The 21788-nt window shown below is 73.0% G+C and carries 14 protein-coding genes; 10 read left to right on the forward strand and 4 right to left on the reverse strand.

Annotated elements, in window-relative coordinates:
• Window positions 1–145 precede the first annotated feature (145 nt).
• Together EIZ62_RS26200 and EIZ62_RS26205 are read left to right on the forward strand one after the other, a co-directional pair.
• A complete protein-coding gene (locus EIZ62_RS26200) occupies window positions 146–1048 on the forward strand; it encodes a S1 family peptidase (RefSeq protein ID WP_156695136.1) in 903 nt (300 codons plus the stop codon).
• A 132-nt stretch (window positions 1049–1180) separates the two neighbouring features.
• Window positions 1181–1672, forward strand: coding sequence for a hypothetical protein (locus EIZ62_RS26205; protein WP_156695137.1), 492 nt, complete (start codon window positions 1181–1183; stop codon window positions 1670–1672).
• A gap of 241 nt (window positions 1673–1913) precedes the next feature.
• Here EIZ62_RS26205 and EIZ62_RS26210 read toward each other — a convergent pair whose 3' ends face one another.
• Window positions 1914–2816, reverse strand: a complete 903-nt coding sequence (locus tag EIZ62_RS26210; protein ID WP_156696609.1) for a DUF4231 domain-containing protein — start codon at window positions 2814–2816, stop codon at window positions 1914–1916.
• A gap of 278 nt (window positions 2817–3094) precedes the next feature.
• On the opposite strand from EIZ62_RS26210, the gene fxsA reads away from it, so the two are divergent.
• The 4 genes from fxsA to fxsT all read left to right on the forward strand — a co-directional run bounded on the left by fxsA (window position 3095) and on the right by fxsT (window position 10845).
• A complete protein-coding gene (gene fxsA / locus EIZ62_RS32580) occupies window positions 3095–3211 on the forward strand; it encodes an FxSxx-COOH cyclophane-containing RiPP peptide (protein ID WP_156695138.1) in 117 nt (38 codons plus the stop codon).
• A gap of 9 nt (window positions 3212–3220) precedes the next feature.
• On the forward strand, window positions 3221–5473 hold the full coding sequence (fxsBH, locus tag EIZ62_RS26220) for a radical SAM/SPASM protein FxsBH, inactivated beta-hydroxylase extension form (RefSeq protein WP_208828049.1): 2253 nt from the start codon (window positions 3221–3223) through the stop codon (window positions 5471–5473).
• Between the two features lie 121 nt (window positions 5474–5594).
• Window positions 5595–6929 (forward strand): TIR-like protein FxsC, encoded by a 1335-nt coding sequence (locus tag EIZ62_RS26225; protein ID WP_167536430.1) that lies wholly within the window; start codon window positions 5595–5597, stop codon window positions 6927–6929.
• The gene (gene fxsT / locus EIZ62_RS26230) at window positions 6913–10845 is read left to right on the forward strand and encodes an FxSxx-COOH system tetratricopeptide repeat protein (protein ID WP_156695140.1); all 3933 of its coding nucleotides are present in this window, start codon (window positions 6913–6915) and stop codon (window positions 10843–10845) included. The genes EIZ62_RS26225 and fxsT overlap by 17 nt, the downstream gene beginning before the upstream one ends.
• A 161-nt stretch (window positions 10846–11006) precedes the next feature.
• Here fxsT and EIZ62_RS26235 read toward each other — a convergent pair whose 3' ends face one another.
• Window positions 11007–11879 (reverse strand): alpha/beta fold hydrolase, encoded by an 873-nt coding sequence (locus EIZ62_RS26235; RefSeq protein ID WP_208828051.1) that lies wholly within the window; start codon window positions 11877–11879, stop codon window positions 11007–11009.
• A gap of 280 nt (window positions 11880–12159) precedes the next feature.
• Here EIZ62_RS26235 and EIZ62_RS26240 point away from each other — a divergent pair, with 280 nt between their 5' ends.
• On the forward strand, window positions 12160–13245 hold the full coding sequence (locus tag EIZ62_RS26240) for a S1 family peptidase (RefSeq protein ID WP_156695141.1): 1086 nt from the start codon (window positions 12160–12162) through the stop codon (window positions 13243–13245).
• Between the two features lie 129 nt (window positions 13246–13374).
• Here the strand turns inward: EIZ62_RS26240 and EIZ62_RS26245 are convergent, their stop codons facing one another.
• Entirely contained in the window at window positions 13375–14457 is a 1083-nt protein-coding gene (locus EIZ62_RS26245; protein WP_156695142.1) for a YhgE/Pip domain-containing protein, read from the reverse strand.
• 164 nt (window positions 14458–14621) lie between these two features.
• Between EIZ62_RS26245 and EIZ62_RS26250 the strand changes: the two genes are divergently transcribed.
• The 3 genes from EIZ62_RS26250 to EIZ62_RS26260 all read left to right on the forward strand — a co-directional run bounded on the left by EIZ62_RS26250 (window position 14622) and on the right by EIZ62_RS26260 (window position 20239).
• Entirely contained in the window at window positions 14622–18251 is a 3630-nt protein-coding gene (locus tag EIZ62_RS26250) for a DNA polymerase III subunit alpha (RefSeq protein ID WP_156695143.1), read from the forward strand.
• Complete coding sequence (locus EIZ62_RS26255; RefSeq protein WP_156695144.1) at window positions 18248–19207, forward strand: DNA polymerase Y family protein; 960 nt, start codon at window positions 18248–18250, stop codon at window positions 19205–19207. The genes EIZ62_RS26250 and EIZ62_RS26255 overlap by 4 nt, the downstream gene beginning before the upstream one ends.
• Window positions 19208–19366: 159 nt before the next feature.
• Window positions 19367–20239, forward strand: a complete 873-nt coding sequence (locus EIZ62_RS26260) for an esterase/lipase family protein (RefSeq protein WP_156695145.1) — start codon at window positions 19367–19369, stop codon at window positions 20237–20239.
• A 64-nt stretch (window positions 20240–20303) separates the two neighbouring features.
• On the opposite strand, the gene EIZ62_RS26265 is transcribed toward EIZ62_RS26260, so the two are convergent.
• A complete protein-coding gene (locus tag EIZ62_RS26265; RefSeq protein WP_156695146.1) occupies window positions 20304–21320 on the reverse strand; it encodes a lytic polysaccharide monooxygenase auxiliary activity family 9 protein in 1017 nt (338 codons plus the stop codon).
• Window positions 21321–21788: the final 468 nt, after the last annotated feature.

Genomic DNA, 21788 nt, shown 5'->3' on the forward strand with positions numbered 1-21788 from the left:
GCCCGCGAATACTCCCGAAGCAGCGCGCTTGTCAGGGACACGACGTGCCGCAGAGCCGGGCACGCCCGTGCCACCCGTCCCGACCGCGCCTCACGGGCCCGACACCCCACGGCGGGCCCCCGATTCCCCTCGGGAGGAACGAGAAGTGAGGATCAAGCGCACCACCCCCCTCGGCCGCACGGCCAGACGGCCCCGCCTGCTCGCCGTCGCCACCGGTCTCGCCGCCGCCGCCACCCTCGCGGTCCCCGCCGCGAACGCCGACGCACCGCGCACGTTCAGCGCCGCCGAACTGTCAGCCGCCGGCACGGCCGTCCTGAAGGCCGACGTGCCGGGCACCGCCTGGCACGTCGACGGGGCGACCGGCACCCTGGTGGTCACCGCCGACTCGACCGTGTCCGCGGCCGAGATAGCCGAGATCAAGCGCCGGGCGGGCACGAACGCCGGCGCCCTGAGGATCGAGCGCACCCCCGGCACCTTCACCAAGCTGATATCCGGCGGCGATGCCACCTACGCCACCAGCTGGCGCTGCTCGCTCGGGTTCAACGTCCGCGACAGCGCGGGCACCACGTACTTCCTCACCGCCGGCCACTGCACCGACGGCGCGGGCACCTGGTACGCCAACTCGGGCCGGACCACCGTCCTCGGGCCGACCCACGGTTCCAGCTTCCCGAACAACGACTACGGGATCGTGCGCTACTCCAACGGCTCCATCGCCAAACCCGGGACCGTCGGTGGCGTCGACATCACCAGCGCCGCCAACGCCACCGTCGGCATGTCGGTCACCCGCCGCGGCTCCACCACCGGCACCCACAGCGGTTCGGTCACCGGCCTGAACGCCACGGTCAACTACGGCGGCGGCGACGTCGTCTACGGCATGATCCGGACGAACGTGTGCGCCGAACCCGGCGACAGCGGCGGCCCGCTCTACTCGGGCAGCCGGGCCATCGGGCTCACCTCCGGCGGCAGCGGCAACTGCTCCTCGGGTGGCACGACGTTCTTCCAGCCGGTCACCGAGGCCCTGAGCGCCTACCGGGTCAGCGTCTACTGACCGCCACCGCCCAGCGCGACGAGCCTCCGGCGGGATTCCCCGCCGGGGGCTCGACGCCCTGCCCTGAAGCGCCCACATTTGAGAGCATGTGACGGGCGCCCGGGCGCGGGCGGCTTCGGAGAGCGGGGGCGGATGAAGCGCATCGGAGTGACCGGCCACAGGGACATCCCCGTCGAACTCCACGCGTATGTGCGCGCCGCCCTGCGCGACGCCGTCCGGGCCGCCGCGCGGGCGGACGAGGGCGGGCTGGAGGCGCTGTCCAGCCTGGCGGCCGGGGCGGACCAGCTGTTCGCGGACATCGCCCTCGACTGCGGCGCCGAGCTGACCGCCGTCATCCCGAGCGGGGACTACGAGGACGGCTTCACCGACCCCGACGAGCTGGCCCGCTACCACTGCCTGCGCAAGCGCGCCTCGCGCGAGGTGCGGCTGGACTTCCCGCGCTCCACGGACGAGGCGTACTACGCGGCGGGTACCTACATCGCCGACCACTGCGACCGGCTGCTCGCGGTCTGGGACGGCCGCCCCGCCCGTGGCCTCGGCGGCACCGGGGACATCGTCCGGTACGCCCGCGCGCGCGGGACGCCGGTGACCGTCATCTGGCGCGCGGGCGTCGAGCGGGCCTGACGCCCCGGGCTGAGGCGCGCCCGGCTGAGGCGCCGGCCGGTCGCCCGGGCTGAGGCGCCGGGCGGTCGCCCCGGCTGACGCGCCGGGCTGACGCCCCGGCTGACGCGCCGGGCTGACGCCCCGGCTGACGCGCCGGGCTGACGCCCCGCCCGGTCGCCCCGGCTGACGCCTCGCCCGGCCGCCCGGGCTGAGGCGCCGGGCTTACGCACCGACCGGCCCTCAGCCGCCCGGCGCCGCGGGGTCAGCGCCGGTGCTGGACCAGCCAGTCGGTGTGCTGGGGCGAGACGACGCGCTCGGTCTCGTACACGGCCGCCGCCCACCGGTCCTCGCCGATCACCGTCTCCATGGCGGTGTGCATGGCCGCCAGGTCCTCCTCCACCAGGGAGTGCGCCGCTATCAGCGGCTGGTGGCGGCGGATCTCGCTCCAGGCGACGCACGCGGCCGCCGCGGCCGACAGCAGCCCGGCGAGCACGGCCGAGTCGCCGACCGAGAAGGTCCGCAACACGCCCAGGAAGAGGGCGAGGACGGTGAGCACCGAGATGGTGGCGGACCACAGCGTGGTGGCCCGGCGCGACACCACCGTCTTCCTGTGGTACCAGTTGCGCTGCTCGATCAGCCGGTCCCTCACATACGTCTCCTTGCGTACCCGGAAGGGTTTGTCGCGGAGCATCCGCATGGCCGGGGTGATGAGTTCCGACCGGTCGTCGGCCGGAGCGGAGGCGCGCGGATCGGACCAGCCGACCTTCCGCAGTTCGCCCAGCCCCGCCTCCAGCCGGGACAGGAATTCCCCGTCCGGGTCGGGGAAGCCGGCGTCGAAGGGCGCGCCGTGCACCGCGTAGCGCCAGCACATCGACTTGATGAACTCGGCGGCGGAACGGTTCAGTTGCCAATGCGATTTCGCCCGGCGCCGGGAGGCGCGGTACGTGGCCAGGAGCACACCGGCGTACGCGAACGCGCTGAGTGCTCCGGCCAGTTGGAAGGTGTCCCCGACGCGCCAGCCGCCGGGCACCGCCGCGAGGCAGGCGCCCAGGACCAGCAGCCACAGCTGTAAGCGCGTGTCCTGCACCGCTTCCCGCTGCCGGGCGATGGCGATCTCGTCCGCCCGGTGGAACAGGGCGGGCAGGTCTGCGTTGCGGAACACCATGCTCTGGAGCGGGCCCTGAAACCCGGTCATGCGCACCCCCGTCTGCGGTTTTGTCTCACTCTTTTGGTGGAATAGCTCGTTCCGGGTAGGTCGGGGAATACTGGCGCAACGCTTTTGTTTCAACCCCTTGCGCTGATTTGCCGTAGGTGGGCATGAGAGTAAAGTCGTGCCGCCGACACTGCAACGGTGCGGTTATCCCCAACCGACCCACTCCCCCTAGGACGGCCGTCGTGACCTTTCAGCCCGCAGTCACCTTCGCTGTCGCGAAGAAAAACCGTGTGCCACTCGCCGAGATCGACGTGCGAGGAGCGGCAGCCGCCAAGAAGCTCAGCCGGGTCCTGCCGTCCGTGAGTGACCGTACCGAGCGCGTCACGACGTTCAACTCGGCGCTCTAAACTGGCGGAATGACTGGACCCCTGGTCCCATTCCGCGAGATCGTCCTGAAGGTCCACAGCAGGTGTGATCTTGCCTGTGACCACTGCTACATCTACGAACACGCTGATCAGAGCTGGCGTACCCGCCCCAAGACAATCTCTGACCAGGCCATCTCCTGGACAGCTCTGCGACTGGCCGAGCATGCCACGAAACATGCCCTGCCCTCCGTGTCAGTGATCCTGCACGGAGGGGAGCCTCTGCTGGCGGGGCCCGCGCGCCTCAGGCGCGTCTGCGAGGAGCTGACCACCGCCCTCGCCCCGGTCACCGCCCTGGACCTCCGGATCCACACCAACGGGCTCCAGCTCAGCCCCCGCCACCTCGACCTCTTCGACGAGTTCGGCGTCAAGGTGGGCATCTCCCTCGACGGCGACAGGACGGCCAACGACCGCCACCGCCGCTTCGCCGACGGCCGCAGCAGCCACCCCCTCGTACTGAAGGCGATCGGCCTCCTGCACCAGGAGCGCTACCGCCACCTCGACCTCGGCCTGCTCTGCACCATCGACGTGGCCAACGACCCCGTCGCCGTGTACGACGCACTCGTCGCGCTCGAACCGCCGCGCGTCGACTTCCTGCTGCCGCACGCCACGTGGGAAGAGCCCCCGCCGCGCCCCGACGGCTCGCCCACCGCGTACGCCGAGTGGATCCTCGCCGTGTTCGACCGGTGGAACGACGGCGGGAGGCCCGTCCCGGTACGCCTCTTCGAGTCCGTCCTGTCCACCCTGAACGGCGGCCCCAGCCTCACCGAGTCCCTCGGGCTGGCCCCCACCGACCTCGTGGTCGTCGAGACCGACGGCACCCTCGAACAGGTCGACTCCCTCAAGAGCGCCTACGAAGGCGCCGCCGCCACCGGGTTCGACGTCTACCACCACTCCCTCGACGACGTCGCCGCCCACCCCGGCGTCCGCGCCCGCCAGCTCGGCCTCGCCGGAGTCGGTGAGACCTGTCGCCGGTGCCCCGTCGTCCGCTCCTGCGGCGGCGGTCTCTACACCCACCGCTACCGGGCCGACAGCGAATTCGACAACCCGTCCGTCTACTGTGCCGACCTCGAAGCGCTCGTCCGGGGCATCGAGCACCGCACCGCCGCCGCCACCGCCGCGCCCGCCGTGACCGAACCCGGTGCCCTCGTCGCCGAGCAGCACGAACTGACCCGGGTGCTCCTCGCCGAACTGCACAGCGCACTCGACGGCCGCGGCGGCGAGCGGTGGACGGCCGCCTGGGAGCTGGCCGCGGCCGTCGAACGGACCTCCGACGGGCTGGACGAGGTGCTCGCCCACCCCTACACCCGCACCTGGCTCCTGGACTGCCTGGACGCCCTGCGCGAGGGGCGCGCCGGGGCGGCCGCCCTCGCGGGGGAGCTGTCGCGGTACGTGGCCGCCGCCGCCGTACGGGGCGGGGTCGACCTGCCGGTGCCCGTCGCCCCCCGGGGCGGCGTGCTGTACCTGCCCACCTTGGGCGAACTGCGCCTGGACGCGCCGGGCGGGGCCGAGGTGCGGGCCACCGGCGAGGGCTTCTCGGTGCGGACCGCCCAGGGCGCCGAACTGCGCGTCGAGCGGCTCGCGGAGGAGGGCGCCGGGTGGCGGCCGGTCCGCCGGGGGCCGGGCGGCGTCGCGCTGGACGACCTCGACCCGTACCGGGACCGCTTCGGCGCGCCCGCCACCGGCAGGCTCACCCGGGCCGCGGCGACGGACTGGAGCGGCCGGCTGGAGGGGGCCTGGGCGCTGCTGCGGGACGCCGTGCCGGAGCAGGCCGGGGAGGCCGCCGCGTGCCTGACCACCCTCACGCCCCTGACCGGGGCGGAGCCTGCCGTGGGCCGGCACGGGTACGGGGCGCTGGGCCTGCCGGTGCGGGGCGACGAGCGGGAGCTGGCCGGGGCGCTGCTGCGCGGTTTCCGGCGGGCCAAGCTGCGGGCGCTGCTCGACGTCGCGGACCTCTACGCGCTGGACGGTGCCTGGAGTCATCCCTCGCCCTGGCGGGAGGAGCCGGTGCCGGTCTCCGCGCTGCTCGCCGAGGCGTTCGAGCGGGTCGGCCTCCCGTTCGATCTCGCCTCCGGTTGTGCGGCGGAGGGGGACATCCCTTCCGGCCATTCCGATCGGGCGGAAAGGGCTCTCGACCTGCTGGAAAGCGCCGCCGAACTTACCGTCTCGGGCAAACTGCTGGTCGCCGGCGTGCGCGAGGAGCTTTACCGATCAAGGAATCGGTCCGCCGTGCCAGTCCGTGGATGACCGAAAAGCAGCGGTGAATGACTGAACGTCATGGGGGTGGAGCAAAGCCAGCTCCGGAATGATTAATCAGCTCGTATCCTTCTCATCCCGGATGCGAGTGATCACCTAGGACGGGGGTCGTGTGCAGGCGTCATCGCAAGCGCGAGCGGCGGACCATCGGCCGTACTTCTTTCTGAGTTATGCGCACACGCCGAGGTACGGAGCCGGTGGCCCCGATCCCGACATGTGGGTCGAGCGGCTCTTCCGCGATCTGTGCGGCCACGTGATGGCCATGACGGATCTCCCCGCCGGAGCCCCGGCGGGCTTCATCGACCGGGAGATACGGTCCGGCGAAGGCTGGTCGGAACGGCTGGGGGAAGTCCTGGCCACCTGCCGGGTCTTCGTCCCCCTGTTCTCACCCCGCTACTTCGCCAGCGAGATGTGCGGCAAGGAGTGGTACGCCTTCGCCACCCGGGCCATCTACCACCACGCCAAACACAACAGACCCGCCGAGGCGATAGTCCCCGCCCTGTGGGTCCCCGTCCCGCCCGAACACCTCCCCGGCCCCGCCGAACGACTCCAGTTCAACCACCGCGACTTCGGCGACCGGTACGTCACCGACGGACTCTACGGCCTCATCAAACTCCGCATATTCGCCGAGGAGTACGAACGGGCCGTCTACGAACTCGCCAAACGCATCGTCTCCGTCGCCGACACCGCGGCCATCAGCCCCGCCAGGCCCGTCGACTACCGCTCCGTCCCCAGCGCCTTCGGCACCCCCGGCCGGGGCCCCCGGCCCCTCCACGTCACCGTCGCCGCCCCCACCCGCCACGACCTGCCCGAGGGCCGCGACCCCGCGTACTACGGCGACATGCCGCAGGACTGGAACCCGTACCACCCCGACGCCGCCCGGCCGCTCGCCTACGTCACCGAGGACCTCGTCCGCTCGCTCAACTACCAGGCGACCGTCTCCTCCTTCGACCACGACTCCGGCCCGCCCGACTCCAAACAGCCCCCCAGCCGCCCCGAGATCCTGCTCCTCGACCGCTGGGCCCTCAAGGACGACGCGTGCCGCGAACGGCTCGCCGCCTTCGACGCGGAACACCGCCCCTGGGTGAGCGTCGTCGTCCCCCGCAACCAGACCGACCACCAGAGCCGGGCGGCGGACGCCGAACTCCACCGGACGCTCGAAGAGACCATGCCCGTCAAGATGGGCCAGGGCCGCGCCGCCAGCCGCGCCGCCGCCAGAGGCGTACCGAGCATGGAGGCGTTCGGCCAGATCCTGCCCCAGGTGGTGGAGGCGGCCGCGCAGCAGTACCTGCGGCACGCCGCCGTCTACCCGCCCGCGGGCGGCCGGCACACCGAACGGCCCCGGCTGCGCGGCCCCATGGCGGGAGAACTGGGCACCACGCACTACACACCCGAGACCCACGAGATCGCGCCCGATGCGGAGGACCTGGATGACAGCCAGTCGTGACGGACGCATCGTCACCTTCTACTCCTACAAGGGTGGTACGGGACGGACGATGGCGCTGGCCAACACGGCCTGGATCCTCGCCGCGAACGGCAAGCGGGTCCTCGCCGTCGACTGGGACCTGGAGGCCCCCGGCCTGCACCGCTTCTTCCACCCCTTCCTCGACCCCTCCACCCTCGGCGCCACCACCGGCGTCATCGACCTGATCACCGAGTACGCCTGGGCCGCCACCAGCCCCGTCCAGCGCCCCGACGACTGGCACCGCGACTACGCGCGCATCCAGCCGCACGCCGTCTCCCTCGCCCCCGAGGCGCTCGGCTGGGAGTTCCCCGACGGCGGCACCCTCGACTTCGTCTCCGCCGGCAAACAGAACCGCGAGTACTCCGCCACCGTCTCCACCTTCGACTGGGACAACTTCTACGACCGGCTCGGCGGCGGCCACTTCTTCGACGCCCTGCGCGACGACATGAAGGCCAACTACGACTACGTCCTCATCGACAGCCGCACCGGCCTCAGCGACATCGCCGACATCTGCACCGTCCACCTGCCCGACGCCCTCGTCGACTGCTTCACCCTCAGCGACCAGTCCATGGACGGCGCCGCCGCCGTCGCCCGGCAGATCGACGAGCGGTACGGCGGCCGCGGCATCCGGATCTTCCCCGTGCCCATGCGGATCGACGAGGGCGAGAAGGAGAAGGCCGACGCCGGCCGGGCCCTGGCCCGCCTGAAGTTCGACGGCTTCCCCACCGGCATGACCGGGGAGGAACTCGCCGCCTACTGGGGCGCCGTGGAGATCCCGTACCGGCCCTACTACGCCTACGAGGAGACCCTCGCCACCTTCGGCGACGACGCCGGCATCGCCAACTCGCTGCTGTCCGCCTTCGAACGGCTCACCGCCGTCGTCACCGAGGGCGACGTCACCGCCATGCCGGCCGTCAACGAGGAGGTACGGCTGCGGATCCGCGACGCCTTCACCCGCCGCCGCCCCGCCCTGCCCGCCGACCTGTTCCTCTCGTACGTCGCCGAGAACCGCATGTGGGCCGACTGGATCGAATCCGTCCTCACCCGGGCCGGCTTCCGCGTCGTGCCCCGCGACGTCTCCGCCGACCCGGCGGCCGGCGGCAACGACGTGCTCCACGCCGCCGAGAACGCCGCCCGCACCGTCGTCCTGCTCTCCAGCGCCTACCTCAAGTCCGCCCGCGCCGTGGAGGTCTGGGAACGCGCCGCCTCCGAGGACCCCGGCGGCGGCCGGCGCCACCTGCTGCCGCTGCGCGTCGGCGACGTCCGGCTCACCACCCCCTACATCGACCGCAACCCCGTCGACCTGTTCCGGCTCGACGAGGTGCACGCCACCGCGGCGCTGCTGCGCGCCCTGGACCGGCCGGTCAAACTCAACGAGGGCGTGCCGCCCGGCCCGCGGTTCCCCGGCACCGTCCCCAAGATCTGGAACGCGCCACCCCGCAACCCCGGCTTCACCGGCCGGTCCGTCGTCCTGGAGCGGATGCGCGACCAGCTCGGCGGCGGGATGGCCGTCGTCCTGCCCCAGCCGCAGACCATCTACGGGCTCGGTGGCGTCGGCAAGACCCAGGTCGCCCTCGAATACGTCCACCGTTTCATGGCCGACTACGACCTGGTGTGGTGGATGTCCGCCGAGCAGCCCGACGACGTCATCGCCGGGCTCGCCGAACTGGCCGTCCGCATCGGCGCCCAGGGCGGCGACGACATGGCCGCCGCCTCCCAGGAGGCCATCGACCTGCTCCGGCGCGGCGTGCCCACCAACCGCTGGCTGCTGGTCTTCGACAACGCCGACGACCCCGACGCCCTGAAGCGGTTCTTCCCCACCGGCGGCCACATCCTCGTCACTTCCAGGAACCAGACCTGGTCGCAGTACGGCGACGCGCTGCCCGTCGACGTCTTCCTCCGCGAGGAGTCCGTCGAGCACCTCCAGCGCCGCGCCAAGGGCCTCGGGCGCGAGGACGCCGACCAGGTCGCCGAAGCGGTCGGCGACCTGCCGCTCGCCGTCGAACAGGCCGCCGCCTGGATCGCCGAGACCGCCACCCCCGTCGCCGCCTACCTGGAACAGCTCCAGGAAGCCGCCGCGCGCACCCTCGCGCTCAACCAGCCGGCCGGCTACCCCGAACCGGTCGCCGCGACCTGGAACGTCTCCATCGAACGGCTCAAGGAACGCTCACCGGCCGCCGTGCGGCTGCTCCAGCTGTGCGCCTTCTTCGCCCCCGAACCCATCCACGCCAACCTCCTCTACAGCAAGGAGATGATCGAGGCCCTCAAGCCCTACGACGCCTCCCTCCAGGAGAAGCTCGTCCTCGGCCGGGTGATCCGCGAGATCGGACGGTTCGCGCTGGCCAAGGTCGACCAGGTGTCCAACTCCATCCAGGTCCACCGGCTCGTCCAGGCCGTCATCCGCGCCCAGCTCTCCGAGGAGGAGCAGCGGGAGGCCCGGCACGCCGTCCACCGGATCCTCGCCGGAGCCCGCCCGGACGACGACGAACCGATCGACAACCCCGAGACCTGGCCCCGGTTCGCCACCATCTGGCCCCACCTCGGCACCTCCGAGGCCCGGCACTGCAAGGAGCCAGAGACGCGCCGGCTGCTCATCGACCGCGTCCGCTACCTCTGGAAGCGCGGCGACTGGCAGACCGCCGGCGCGCTCGCCGAGGACCTGCGCGACGCCTGGCGCGAATCGCTCGGCAACGACGACCTCCAGTACCTCTACCTGCGCTTCCACCTCTCCAACATCCTTCGCTCCCAGGGCCGGTACGTGGAGGCCAGGGACCTGGACGAGGTCACCCTGGAGCGGCAGCGCGCCGTACTCGGCCGGTCCCACCCGCACACCTACATGACCACCTCCAGCCTTGCCATGGACCTCGGCGCACTCGGCCAGTACGGCAGGGCCATGGAACTGGCCACCGAGGCGCACGAGGGGTTCAGCCAGATCTTCCACGACTCCCACCCGCGCACCCTGGCCGCCGCCAACAACCTGGCGCTCAACCTGCGCATGGTCGGCCAGTACTCCCGGGCCCGCGAGATCGACCAGGAGGTCTTCGACCGGCGCACCGAAGTGCTCGGACCCGAGCACCCCTACACCCTCTCCTCGGCCACCTCCCTCGCCCGCGACCTGCGGGAGGTCGGACGGTACGAGGACTCGGTGACGCTGCTCTCCCGCACGTACGACATCTACAAGGAGACCCTCGGCCGCGCCTTCCCCGGCACCCTCGCCGCAGGCAAGAGCCTCGCCGTCTCCCTGCGCCGGGCCGGCCGGGTGGACGACGCACGGCGGCTCACCACCGCCACCCGCAACCGGTACCGCGCCAAGTACACCTACGCCCACCCCGACTCGCTCGCCTGCGACCTCAACCTCGCGGCGGACCTCTTCGCGGCCGGCGAGCCGGTCGCCGCCCGCGACCTCGCGCAGGAGGTCGTCGACCAGTACCGCGAAGTGCCCGGCGAGCGGCACCCCTACACCCTGGCCGCGCTCAACAACCTCGGCATCTACCAGTGGGGCTGCGGATCACCCGAGAGCGCCGAACAGACCCTCCAGGCCGCCCTGCGGATGATGCGCGAGGTCCTCGGCGAACGGCACCCGCACGCCCTGTTCTGCACGGTCAACCTCGCCAACGCCAAGGCCGACCTCGGCGAACTGGACGAGACGCTGCGGATCGAACAGCGCACCGTGCGGGCGCTGCGCGAGACCCTCGGCGCCCACCACCCCGAAGTGCTGGGCGTCGCCTCCAACCTGGCGGTCACCTTGGGCGCCCTGGGCCGCAAGGACGAGGCGGCCCGGATGCGGACGGAGACCGGCGACGAACTCGCCCGGCAACTCGGCGACGACCACGCCCTGACCCGGATGGCCCGCGACGAGCGCCGGGTCCACCGGGACCTGGAGCCGCTGGCTGTCTGATTCTTGGGGCTCGGTTCGCCTCCGGGGCGCTTCAGCCGGTGTCGACGGTCGATCGTGCTCGGGTCGTTCGTTCCTCACGACCCTCCGCGCGTTCTCCCTTTCGACACCGTCGCGCCCCTTCGGCTCACTCGCCTTTCACGTGCCGGGGGTGCTCCACCGGCTCACCCGCCCTCCTCCAGCAGCCAGGTCAGGACCCGGGGGAGGGCGTGCAGGGCGTCGAAGTGCGCGGCGGCCGGTTCCAGGACGGCCGTCGCGCCCGGGATGCGCTGGGCGAGCCAGCGGGAGTGGCCGACCGGTGAGAACACGTCCTGCTCGCCGTGCCAGAGCAGCACCTCGCCCGGGATGTCGGCCGGGTCGAACCCCCACGGGCTGCAGAAGGCCAGCGCGTCGTCGATCCAGCCGTACGCCGAGGTGCGCAGCGCCTCCTGGTAGTTGCGCAGCAGCATGGACCGTACGCCCGCGTCCGAGACGACCATGCGGTCCGACGCGGTCAGCTCCCGGCGCAGGTCGTCCAGGAGCCGCACCGGGTCCTTGCGGATCGCGTCGGCGCGGGGCGTGAGGCGGGCGGCCACGCCGTCGGGGTCGAGCGTCGCGTGCGTGTACTCGGTGACGTTCGAGGCGGCCATGCCCTCGAACCAGTCCAGCCCGTCCGCGTTCCGCGGCGCCAGCGTCACCAGCGCGGCGGTACGCGTCACCCGGTGCGGCAGCAGCGCCGCACAGGCCAGCGCGTGCGGGGCGCCGCCGGAGCGGCCCACCACCGCGAACCGGTCCAGCCCGAGAGCGTCCGCGATGTCCGCCACGTCCGAGGCCACGTCGGCGACGCTGCGCCCGGCCCGGCGGTCGGAGCCGCCGTAACCGGGACGGTCGTACGCGATCAGTTGCATGCCGCGCTGGTAGAGCACCATGCCCCGCGGGGCCGGCCCCAGTCTGCTGCCCGGCGTGCCGTGCAGCAGGAAGACCGGACGGCCCTGCGGGTCCCCCAGGCGTTCCACCATCAGATGCCGGCCGTCCGTCGCGCGCACCCGACGTCGCAAGCCCCCCGCCTCCTTCACCGTGTCCGTCGATGATTACCCATCAGGGTGCCCGGACGGGGTGTCTTTGTCGCCTGTCGGGACGTCGTGGACGTTCGCGAACGGCAACCGGCGGGGTGCGGGAAGTAGTGGGAGTGACGCGCGCGTGACGTGAAGGTCGCGTGTGCGTCCTGAAGTCGGTCTTGTGTGCTACCCGTTGGTATCGGGACAGTGGGCGCACCATCCTCCGTGTCCAGGCACCCCACTTGCCCGGGCGCGGCCCCCCACAGGAGAGGTCGACGTTTTGAAGCACCGACGCATACCCACGAGGCGGGCAGCGATCGCCGGCGGCGCCGTCGCCGCGCTGATCGGAGCGGGATTCACCTTCCAGACTGCGAACGCCAGCGAGGAACCGTCCGGGTCCACGGTGAAGACCCTGTCGGCGCCCGCGGCGCAGAGCCTCGCCACGACGCTCGCCACGACGCTCGGCGACGACGCGGCCGGCGCGTACTACGACGCGAAGGCCAAGAACCTCGTGGTCAACGTGGTGGACCAGGCGGCGGCCGATTCCGTGCGCGAGGCGGGCGGCAAGGCGAGACTGGTTCAGAACACGCTGGCCGAGCTGACCGGCGCGCGGCAGACCCTGAAGACCAAGGCGACCATTCCGGGTACGTCCTGGGCGGTCGACCCGGTGAGCAACAAGGTCGTCGTCACGGCCGACCGTACGGTCAAGGGCGCGAACTGGGAGAAGCTCAACCAGGTCGTGAAGGGCCTCGGCGCCAAGGCGGAACTGAAGCGCACGGCGGGCGAGTTCAAGCCCTTCGTCGCGGGCGGGGACGCCATCCACTCCGGCGGCGGTCGCTGCTCGCTCGGGTTCAACGTGGTCAAGGACGGCCAGCCGCACTTCATCACGGCCGGCCACTGCGGCGAGGCGAACAGCGAGTGGTCCGACTCCCAGGGCGGGGCCGCGATCGGCACCATGGTCGACTCGCAGTTCCCGGGCAACGACTTCGCCCTGGTCAAGTACAACGGTGACACCGCGCACCCGAGCGAGGTGAACCTCTACAACGGCAGCACGCAGGCGATCACCAAGGCGGCCGACGCGACGGTCGGCATGAAGGTGACCCGCAGCGGCTCGACCACCCAGGTCCACGAGGGCGAGGTCACCGGTCTGAACGCCACCGTGAACTACGGCAGCGGCCAGGTCGTCGAGGGCCTCATCCAGACCAACGTGTGCGCCGAGCCCGGCGACAGCGGCGGCTCCCTCTTCTCGGGCGACTCGGCGGTCGGCCTGACCTCGGGCGGCAGCGGTGACTGCTCCGCCGGCGGTGAGACCTTCTTCCAGCCGGTCACGGAGGCGCTGAGCACCCTGGGCGCGGAGATCGGCTGACACCCGCACCACATGCACCACATGGCATGACCTGACATGACAGGGCCCCGGGCCGCCGCGACTCCCGCGGTCCGGGGCCCTGTCACGGCCGCCGCCCCGGTCCTGACGCCGGGGCGGCGGCTCGCAGTGTCAGGCGGGGCGCGCGCCGGCCGGCCCGTCGCCGTGGCCCGCGCCGTCCGCGTCGTCGTCCACGCCGTGGCCCGCGCCGTCGTCCCGCCCGGCGCGCTTGCGCACCGCGGACATCACCAGGGTGACCACGGTGCCGACGACCGCCCAGATGGCCAGCACCTGCATCGCGCCGGAGAGCGCGTTGCCCTTGAAGTAGGCGATCGAACGGGCCGCCCAGGTGCCCGCGCCCGGCGGCAGGGCCGGGCCGATCGCCCGCCAGAAGTCCGGCAGCATCGGGCCGGGGAAGGCGCCTCCGGCGCTCGGGTTGCCCGCGATGACGATCAGCAGCACCGCCAGGCCGATGCCCACGATCCCGAAAACCGCCTGGAGCGCGAGCGTGACCGCGCCGACCGCGAAGACCACCAGGGTGCCCAGCCCCCACAGGGCGGCCACGCTGCCGGGCAGGGCGCCGAGGACCGGGCCGACGATGATCGCGCCGCCGAGGCCCCCGAGGAGCGCGGACAGGGCCAGGACGACGAGCCGGATGACGGCGCGCTGCGGATTGGCGGGCCGGGAGCCCGCGCTGATCGCCAGGATCGAGGCGAGCAGGTAGCCGCCCACGCACCACCCCACCACCAGGTAGAACGCCGACAGGCCGTCGAAGTCCTGGGGTGATGCGGGGGCCACGTCCACCGTCCGTACCGTGCGGCGCTGCGCCGCCTCGAGCTCGGTGGTGATCGCGTGCAGCGCGGAGGCGAGGACGGTCCCGCCGCCGGAGGCGACCAGCAGGGTGTCGGTCGTGCCCCCCGGGTCGATGACCAGCGCGCCGTCGATCCTCCGGTCCATGATCTGCCGCCGGGCCTCCTCCCGGTCGGCCAGCACCCGCGGGTCGAGCGGGTCGCCGGGCAGGTCCGCCAGCCGGGCGGCGGCCTGGGACGCCACCGAGGCCGGTGCCACCACGCCGAAGGGCACCTCCTTCGGTTTCGGATCGTGCAGCGCGCCGACGTAGGAGGCGATGAACAGCAGCTGGAGGGCGAGCACGCCGACGACCAGCAGCGCGGCGCGGGGGGTGACGGCGTTCCTGACTTCGGCGGCGAGCTTCATGCCCCCACGCTCCGGGGCGTGCCCCATCGGCGCAGGTGGGGCGGGCCGAATGGCGGACGCATGCCAGGCGACCCGGTGGGCCGTCCACCCCGTCGTACGAATGTTCGAAACTGGTCTATGGTGGATGTGGGGGAGGTGAGACCGGATTGATCCAGGAGGTGCGGGTGCCAGACTTCACGCATCTGCACACCGTTTCGGGCTTCTCCCTGCGGTACGGGGCTTCCCACCCGGAGCGGCTGGCGGCGCGCGCCGCCGAGCGCGGCATGGACGCCGTCGCCCTGACCGACCGCGACACCGTCGCCGGCGCGGTCCGCTTCGCCGCGGCCTGCGCCAAGGAGGGCGTCCGGCCGCTCTTCGGCGCCGACCTCGCGATCGCCCGCCCGGCGGGGGAGGCGGGTCCGGGCGCCACGGATCCGGGTGCCGGATCCGGCCCGGACGGCGGCAGCGGGGGCGCCCGCCGCTCCGGCTCCGGAAGCGCCGGGCCGCGTACGGGTAGCGCCGGGCGTCGTACTGGGAGCGCCGGGTCCAAGCCGCGTACCGGGGGCGACTGGTCCGGTGCGCGTGCCGGGGCCGCCGGCGCCGGTGCCACCGAGCGCCGCCGCACCCCCGTGCGCGGCGGCGCCTTCGTCGACGAGTCCGCGCCCCGCGCGGTGTTCCTGGCCCGCTCCCGGGAGGGCTGGGCCACCCTGTGCCGGCTGATCACCGCCGCGCACACCGCCGAGGGCCCGCCCCTGCTGCCCTGGCCGGACAACCACGGCGACGGCGTGACCGTCCTCCTCGGGCCCGACTCCGAGATCGGCCGCGCCCTCGCCGCCGGCCGCCCCGACCGCGCCGCCCGGCTCCTCGCCCCCTGGCGCGACGCCCACGGCGACGCCCTGCGCCTGGAGGTCGTCCACCACGGGCGCACCGGCACCGGCCCCGGTTCGCTCCGGCACGCCGCCCGCACCCTCGGCTTCGCCGCCGAGCAGGGCGTGCGCGCCGTGCTGACCAACGCCGTGCGGTACGCCGACCCCGGCCAGGGCCCGGTCGCCGACGTCCTCGACGCGGCCCGCCGCCTGGTGCCCATCGACCCCCGCAAGGGCCTCGACAGCGGTGAGCGCTGGCTGAAGGACCCCGCCGCGATGGCCGCCACCGCCGAGCGGGTCGCCGAGGCCGCCGGGTTCCGCCGCGACACCGCGCACCGGCTCCTCGCCATGACCGAGGAGGCCGCCGCCGCGTGCCTGGTCGACCCCGAGGGCGACCTGGGCATCGGCAGCGTCCACTTCCCCGAGGCCCACCTGGTCGGGGCCGGCCGGCGCACCGCCGAGCGGGTGCTGCGCTCCCGCTGCGCCGCCGGGATGGTGCTGCGCGGCCACGACCGGAAGCGGGCGTACTGGCACCGCCTGGAGGACGAGCTGCGCACCGTCGAACGGCTCGGCTTCGCCTCGTACTTCCTCACCGTCGCCCAGGTCGTCGACGACACCCGCGCGATGGGCATCCGCGTCGCGGCCCGGGGTTCCGGTGCCGGGTCCCTGATCAACCACCTCCTCGGCATCGCCCACGCCGACCCGGTCGAGCAGGGGCTGCTGATGGAGCGCTTCCTGTCGGTGCGGCGGCCCGTGCTGCCCGACATCGACATCGACGTGGAGTCCGCCCGCCGCCTGGAGGTCTACCGAGCCATCCTCGGCCGCTTCGGACCGGAGCGGGTCGCCGCCGTCGCCATGCCCGAGACCTACCGGGTGCGCCACGCCGTACGGGACGTGGGCGCCGCCCTGTCCATGGACCCGGCCGAGATCGACCGGATCGCCAAGGCCTTCCCGCACGTCCGCGCCCGGGACGCCCGCGCCGCGCTCGACGAGCTGCCCGAGCTGCGGCAGCTCGCGGGGGAGCGGGAGAAGTACGGCAGGCTCTGGGAGCTGGTGGAGGCGCTGGACGCGCTGCCGCGCGGCGTCGCCATGCACCCGTGCGGAGTGCTGCTCTCGGACTCCTCGCTGCCGCACCGCACGCCGGTGGTGCCCACCAGCGGCGAGAACTTCCCCATGTCCCAGTTCGACAAGGACGACGTCGAGGAGCTGGGCCTGCTCAAGCTGGACGTCCTGGGCGTACGGATGCAGTCGGCGATGGCGCACGCGGTCGCCGAGATCGAGCGGGCGAGCGGCGAGGTCGTCGACCTGGACGACCCGGAGCAGGTACGGCCCGGCGACCCCGACACGTACCGGCTGATCAAGTCCGCCGAGACGCTGGGCTGCTTCCAGATCGAGTCACCGGGCCAGCGCGACCTCGTCGGGCGGCTCCAGCCGTCCACCTTCCACGACCTGGTCGTCGACATCTCCCTCTTCCGCCCGGGGCCGGTCGCGGCTGACATGGTGCGGCCGTTCATCGAGGCCCGGCACGGCCGGGCACCCGCCCGCTACCCGCACTCCGACCTGGAGGAGGCGCTGAGGGAGACGTACGGGGTGGTCGTCTTCCACGAGCAGATCATCAAGATCCTCGACGTCATGACCGGCTGCGGGCGCGAGGAGGCCGACGCGGTGCGGCGCGGGCTGTCCGACCCCGAGTCCCAGGCACGGATCAAGGTCTGGTTCGCGCGGCACGCCCGGGCGAAGGGGTACGCGGACGACGTGGTCGCCCGGACCTGGGAGATCGTCGAGGCCTTCGGCAGCTACGGCTTCTGCAAGGCGCACGCGGTGGCGTTCGCCGTACCGACCTACCAGTCGGCGTGGCTGAAGGCGCACCACCCGGCCGCCTTCTACGCCGGGCTGCTCACCCACGACCCCGGGATGTACCCCAAGCGGCTGCTGCTGGCCGACGCGCGGCGGCGGGGGGTGCCGGTCCTGCCGGTGGACGTGAACCGGTCGGCGGCCACACACCAGATCGAACTGGTGTCCGGTTCGCTGGGCACGTGGGGGCTGCGGCTGGCGCTTGCGGACGTCCACGGCATCAGCGAGGCGGAGGCCGCGCGGATCGAGGCCGGCCGGCCGTACGCCTCACTGCTGGACTTCTGGGAGCGGGCCCGGCCCAGCCGTCCCGTCGCCGAGCGGCTCGCCCAGGTCGGCGCGCTCGACGCGTTCGGCGGCAACCGGCGCGACCTGCTGCTGCACCTCGCCGAACTCCACCGCCTCCAGCGCGGATCCGGCTCGTACGGCGACCAGCTCCCGCTCGCGGGCGGCCGGAAGTCCGCGCCCGTCGGGCTGCCCGACCTCAACGAGGCGGAGCGGCTCAGCGCCGAGCTGGGCGTACTGTCCATGGACGCCTCGCGCCACCTGATGACCGATCACCACACCTTCCTCGCCGAGCTGGGCGTGGTCTCCGCGCAGCGGCTGCGGGAGGTGCCGCACGGGCAGACCGTGCTGGTCGCGGGCGCCAAGGCGGCCACCCAGACCCCGCCCATCCGGTCCGGCAGACGGGTCATCTTCACCACCCTCGACGACGGCACCGGCCTGGTCGACCTGGCCTTCTTCGACGACAGCCACGAGCGGTGCGCGCACACCGTCTTCCACTCCTGGCTGCTGCTGGTGCGCGGGGTGGTGCAGCGGCGCGGACCGCGCAGCTTCAGCGTGGTCGCCTCGGCCGCCTGGAACCTCGCCGAACTGGTGGAGCTCCGCCGCGAGGGCGGCCTGGACGCGGTGGCGGCCCGGCTGGCCGAACCCCTGCCGGGCGGCCCGGCCGCCGCCTCCTCCTCCGGCGCCGGTCGCCGCATCACCATGCCCACCGGCTACGAGATGAACCCCTGGGCGGACCTGCGCCCGGCGGGCGAGGGGGCGGAGAAGGTCCCGAGGAAGCTGTGGCACCAGAGCCAGGGGAGCGCGGGATGATCCTCCACGTACGATTCCGGCTGGAGCCGGCGCAGGAGGTCCTGCTCCCGCAACTGATGGGGATGCTCGGCCAGTTCACCCCCGTCGTCGAGGCGGCCCCGCCCGACGCCGCGTTCGCCGACGTGCGCGGCGCCGTACGGTACTTCGGGCGCGGCCCCGCCGAGCTGGCCGCCGTGATCCGGGTCAGGGCGCTCGCCCTGTACGGCGTCGACTGCGCCATCGGGGCCGGCCCCAACCCGATGCTCGCCCGCATGGCGGCGCGGGACGCGGCACCCGGCACCACCCTGGTGGTCGACGACCCGGAGGCCTTCCTGCGCGACAAGCCGGTCGCCGCGCTCCACGGGGTCGGCCCGGCCACTGCCCGGACGCTCTGCTCGTACGGGCTCGACTCCGTCGGCCGCGCCGCCGCCGCGCCGCTCGCCGTGCTCCAGCGGATCCTGGGCGCGCGGGCGGGACGCGAGGTGTGGGAGCGGGCGCAGGGCATCGACCGGACGGCGGTCGTCCCGGGCACCGCCTCCCGGTCGGTCGCCGCCGAACGGGCCTTCGACCGCGACGAACTGGACCGGGACCGGCACCGCCGCGCCCTGCTGTCGCTCGCCGGTGAGCTGGGCGCCCGGATGCGGGGCGAGGAACAGGTGTGCCGCTCGCTGACCCTGACGGTGCGGTACGCCGACCGCACGGCCACCACCCGCACCCGCACCCTGCGCGAGCCGACCGCCCACACGGCCGACCTCGCCGACGCCGCGTACGCGATGCTCGACGCGCTCGGCCTCCAGCGCGCCCGGGTACGCGCCATCGGCCTGCGCGCCGAGGGCCTGATGCCCGCCGAGCAGGCCGCCCACCAGCTCTCCCTCGACCCGGCGGACGACAGGGCGAGGCGACTGGAAGCAGCGGCGGACCGCGCCCGCGCCAGGTTCGGCCCGGGCGCGGTGGTGCCGGGGTCGCTGGCGGCGTGACGCCGCCGGCGGCACGTCAGTTTTTTACCGGCACGTAACTTCCCAGCCGCCGCTACCCGTGCGTAATTTGGCATGAGCACGGCATTCCGTGGTTCCGGGCCCACGGGGCGTACCGCCACGCCCCATCCCCATTTCCTTGAGCCGCAAGGAGACCACTCGATGCTGCCCCCGCGTATCCGGCGTGCCCTCAGACCTGCCGCCGTCCTGCTGCTGGTCGTCGCCGCGACCCTCAGCCCGGTGTCCACCGCCTCCGCCGAGGCCGTCAGCCGTCCCAGCAGCGGCTGGAACGACTACTCCTGCAAACCGTCGACCGCCCACCCCCGGCCGGTGGTCCTCGTCCACGGAACGTTCGGCAACTCCGTCGACAACTGGCTCGCCCTCGCCCCCTACCTCGTCAGGCGCGGCTACTGCGTCTTCTCCTTCGACTACGGCCAGCTGCCCGGCGTGCCGTTCTTCCACGGGCTCGGGCCCATCGCGAAGTCCGCCGAGCAGCTCGACACGTACGTCGACAAGGTCCTGGCCGCCACCGGTGCGGCCGAGGCGGACCTCGTCGGACACTCACAGGGCGGCATGATGCCCCGCCACTACCTGAAGTTCCTCGGCGGCGCCGACAAGGTGAACGCCCTCGTCGGCATCGCCCCCGACAACCACGGCACCACGCTGCTCGGCCTCACCAAGCTGCTGCCGTACTTCCCCGGCGCGGCCGACCTGCTGAACGAGAAGACCCCGGGCCTCGCCGACCAGATCGCCGGCTCCGCCTTCCTCCAGAAGCTCAACGAGGGCGGCGACACCGTCCCGGGCGTCCGTTACACCGTCATCGCCACCAAGTACGACGAGGTCGTCACCCCCTACCGCTCCCAGTTCCTCGACGGCCCCGGCGTGCGCAACGTCCTCGTCCAGGACCTGTGTCCCCTGGACCTCTCCGAGCACGTGGCGATCGGGCTGCTCGACCGGATCGCCTACCACGAGGTCACCAACGCGCTCGACCCGGCGCGGGCGACACCGACCACCTGCGCCTCGGTCATCGGCTGAGCGCGCACGCGAAGGGGCCCGTCCGCGAGGTGCGGACGGGCCCCGTGCGTCGAGGCGCCGGGTGTCAGCGCGTGGCCCTGCGGCGCGTCGTGGCGAACAGCACCGCGGCGCCCACCGCGAGCACGGCCGCGCCGCCGGCCGCCAGGTACGGGGTGCTCGTGCTGCCGCCGGTCTCGGCGAGGTTCTCGTCGGCCGCCGCAGCGACGGGCGACGGCGTGCCGGCGCCCTGCGCCTGGAGCGTGTCGGCCTGCTCAGCGGCCGGAGCCGGAGCCGGCTCGGCGGCCGCGGGGCTCGCGGCGCCCTCGGGGCTCGCGGGGGCCGACGGCTCCGCGGGGTGGTCGTCGCCGCCGTGCCCGCCATGGCCGACCGTCGACTTGTCCTGGCCGTCCTCGATCTGGGCCTCGGAGGGCGCCGACGCGGTCGGCGCCGGGGCGCTCTCCTTCCCGAACACCACGTCGGAGCAGGTGTAGAACGCCTCGGGGGAGTCGGAGCGCTGCCACACCGAGTAGACCAGGTGGCGGCCGGACTTGGCCGGGACGGTGCCGTCGAAGACGTAGGCGCCGCTCTCCAGCCTCGGGTTCGTGACCTTCGCGAAGGGCTTCGCCTCCAGGTCCGACCACTTCAGCGGCTTGGACGGGTCGTACCCGTCCTTGGTGAGGTACAGCTCGAAGGAGCCCTTGTGCGGGGCGGTCGCCTTGTAGCGGAAGGTGTGCTTGCCGGCCGCCAGCTTCGACGACGGCCAGTCACCACGCGGCAGGTCGAGCCCCTTGTACTTGTCGCGGCCCGCGCTGCACAGCTTGCCGTCCGGTATCACCTGCTTGTGCTTGCCGGCGGCGTTGGCGATGTTGACCTCGTTCCAGTCGTAGAACGCCTGCGGCCCGCTCGCCGCGACCGCCGCCTTGCACGCCGCCGAGTCCGGGCTCTCCGGCCCCTCTGCGTAACAGGCGGACACCCGGCTGACCGGATCGGTCATCGTGCCGTGCGCCATGGCCGGGGACGCGGTCAGTCCCGTGAGCGCGAGCGGCGCGATGCCCAGGGCGACGGCGGCGGCGACGGTTGCCGGCTTACGGCGAGGAGTCATGGTGACGTTCTCCTTCGAGGGGAAAGCGAGTGGGGGGTGGCGTGTGCGTGTGGGGGGTTGCGGGAACGGGAACCGGACGCGGCGGCGCAGCCCCCCGGCTTCGGCACCGACGGTCCGGACCAGCCCCGGTGATCAGCAAGTTAGCCCCTCGAAGGGCCGGAATCCGCTGCTGGGAGCGGCAGACGGTGATCCTTATGCTCCGCTTAAGGCGACGCTAAGAGGACGCTCAGGTAGGCGTTCCCGGTGCGGTCGTCCGCCCCTGCTGCCGTGGTTCGCCGTTTGCCGTGGTTTGCCGAGTCCGCCTGATGCCGTGGCGGGTGGCTTCCCGTATGTCCCCCATGGGGAGCCACCGTTTGGCCCCTGGGCTGGAGCAGGTCGCCTTAGACTCCACGTCACGCAAAGCCTGTGGGGGGACCATGGCCAACAAGGTTCAGGAACCAGCGCCGAGCAAGCCACGACGACGGCTCG

Source organism: Streptomyces ficellus (genome assembly GCF_009739905.1).
Classification (GTDB): domain Bacteria; phylum Actinomycetota; class Actinomycetes; order Streptomycetales; family Streptomycetaceae; genus Streptomyces; species Streptomyces ficellus_A.

Bases quoted from the DNA above. Each gene is read 5' to 3' on its own strand.
- EIZ62_RS26210 (WP_156696609.1), bottom strand. From the start codon at position 2,816: ATGGTGTTCCGCAACGCAGACCTGCCCGCCCTGTTCCACCGGGCGGAC.
- EIZ62_RS26260 (WP_156695145.1), top strand. From the start codon at position 19,367: ATGCTGCCCCCGCGTATCCGGCGTGCCCTCAGACCTGCCGCCGTCCTG.
- EIZ62_RS26255 (WP_156695144.1), top strand. From the start codon at position 18,248: ATGATCCTCCACGTACGATTCCGGCTGGAGCCGGCGCAGGAGGTCCTG.
- EIZ62_RS26205 (WP_156695137.1), top strand. From the start codon at position 1,181: ATGAAGCGCATCGGAGTGACCGGCCACAGGGACATCCCCGTCGAACTC.
- EIZ62_RS26245 (WP_156695142.1), bottom strand. From the start codon at position 14,457: ATGAAGCTCGCCGCCGAAGTCAGGAACGCCGTCACCCCCCGCGCCGCG.
- fxsBH (WP_208828049.1), top strand. From the start codon at position 3,221: ATGACTGGACCCCTGGTCCCATTCCGCGAGATCGTCCTGAAGGTCCAC.
- EIZ62_RS26265 (WP_156695146.1), bottom strand. From the start codon at position 21,320: ATGACTCCTCGCCGTAAGCCGGCAACCGTCGCCGCCGCCGTCGCCCTG.
- fxsT (WP_156695140.1), top strand. From the start codon at position 6,913: ATGACAGCCAGTCGTGACGGACGCATCGTCACCTTCTACTCCTACAAG.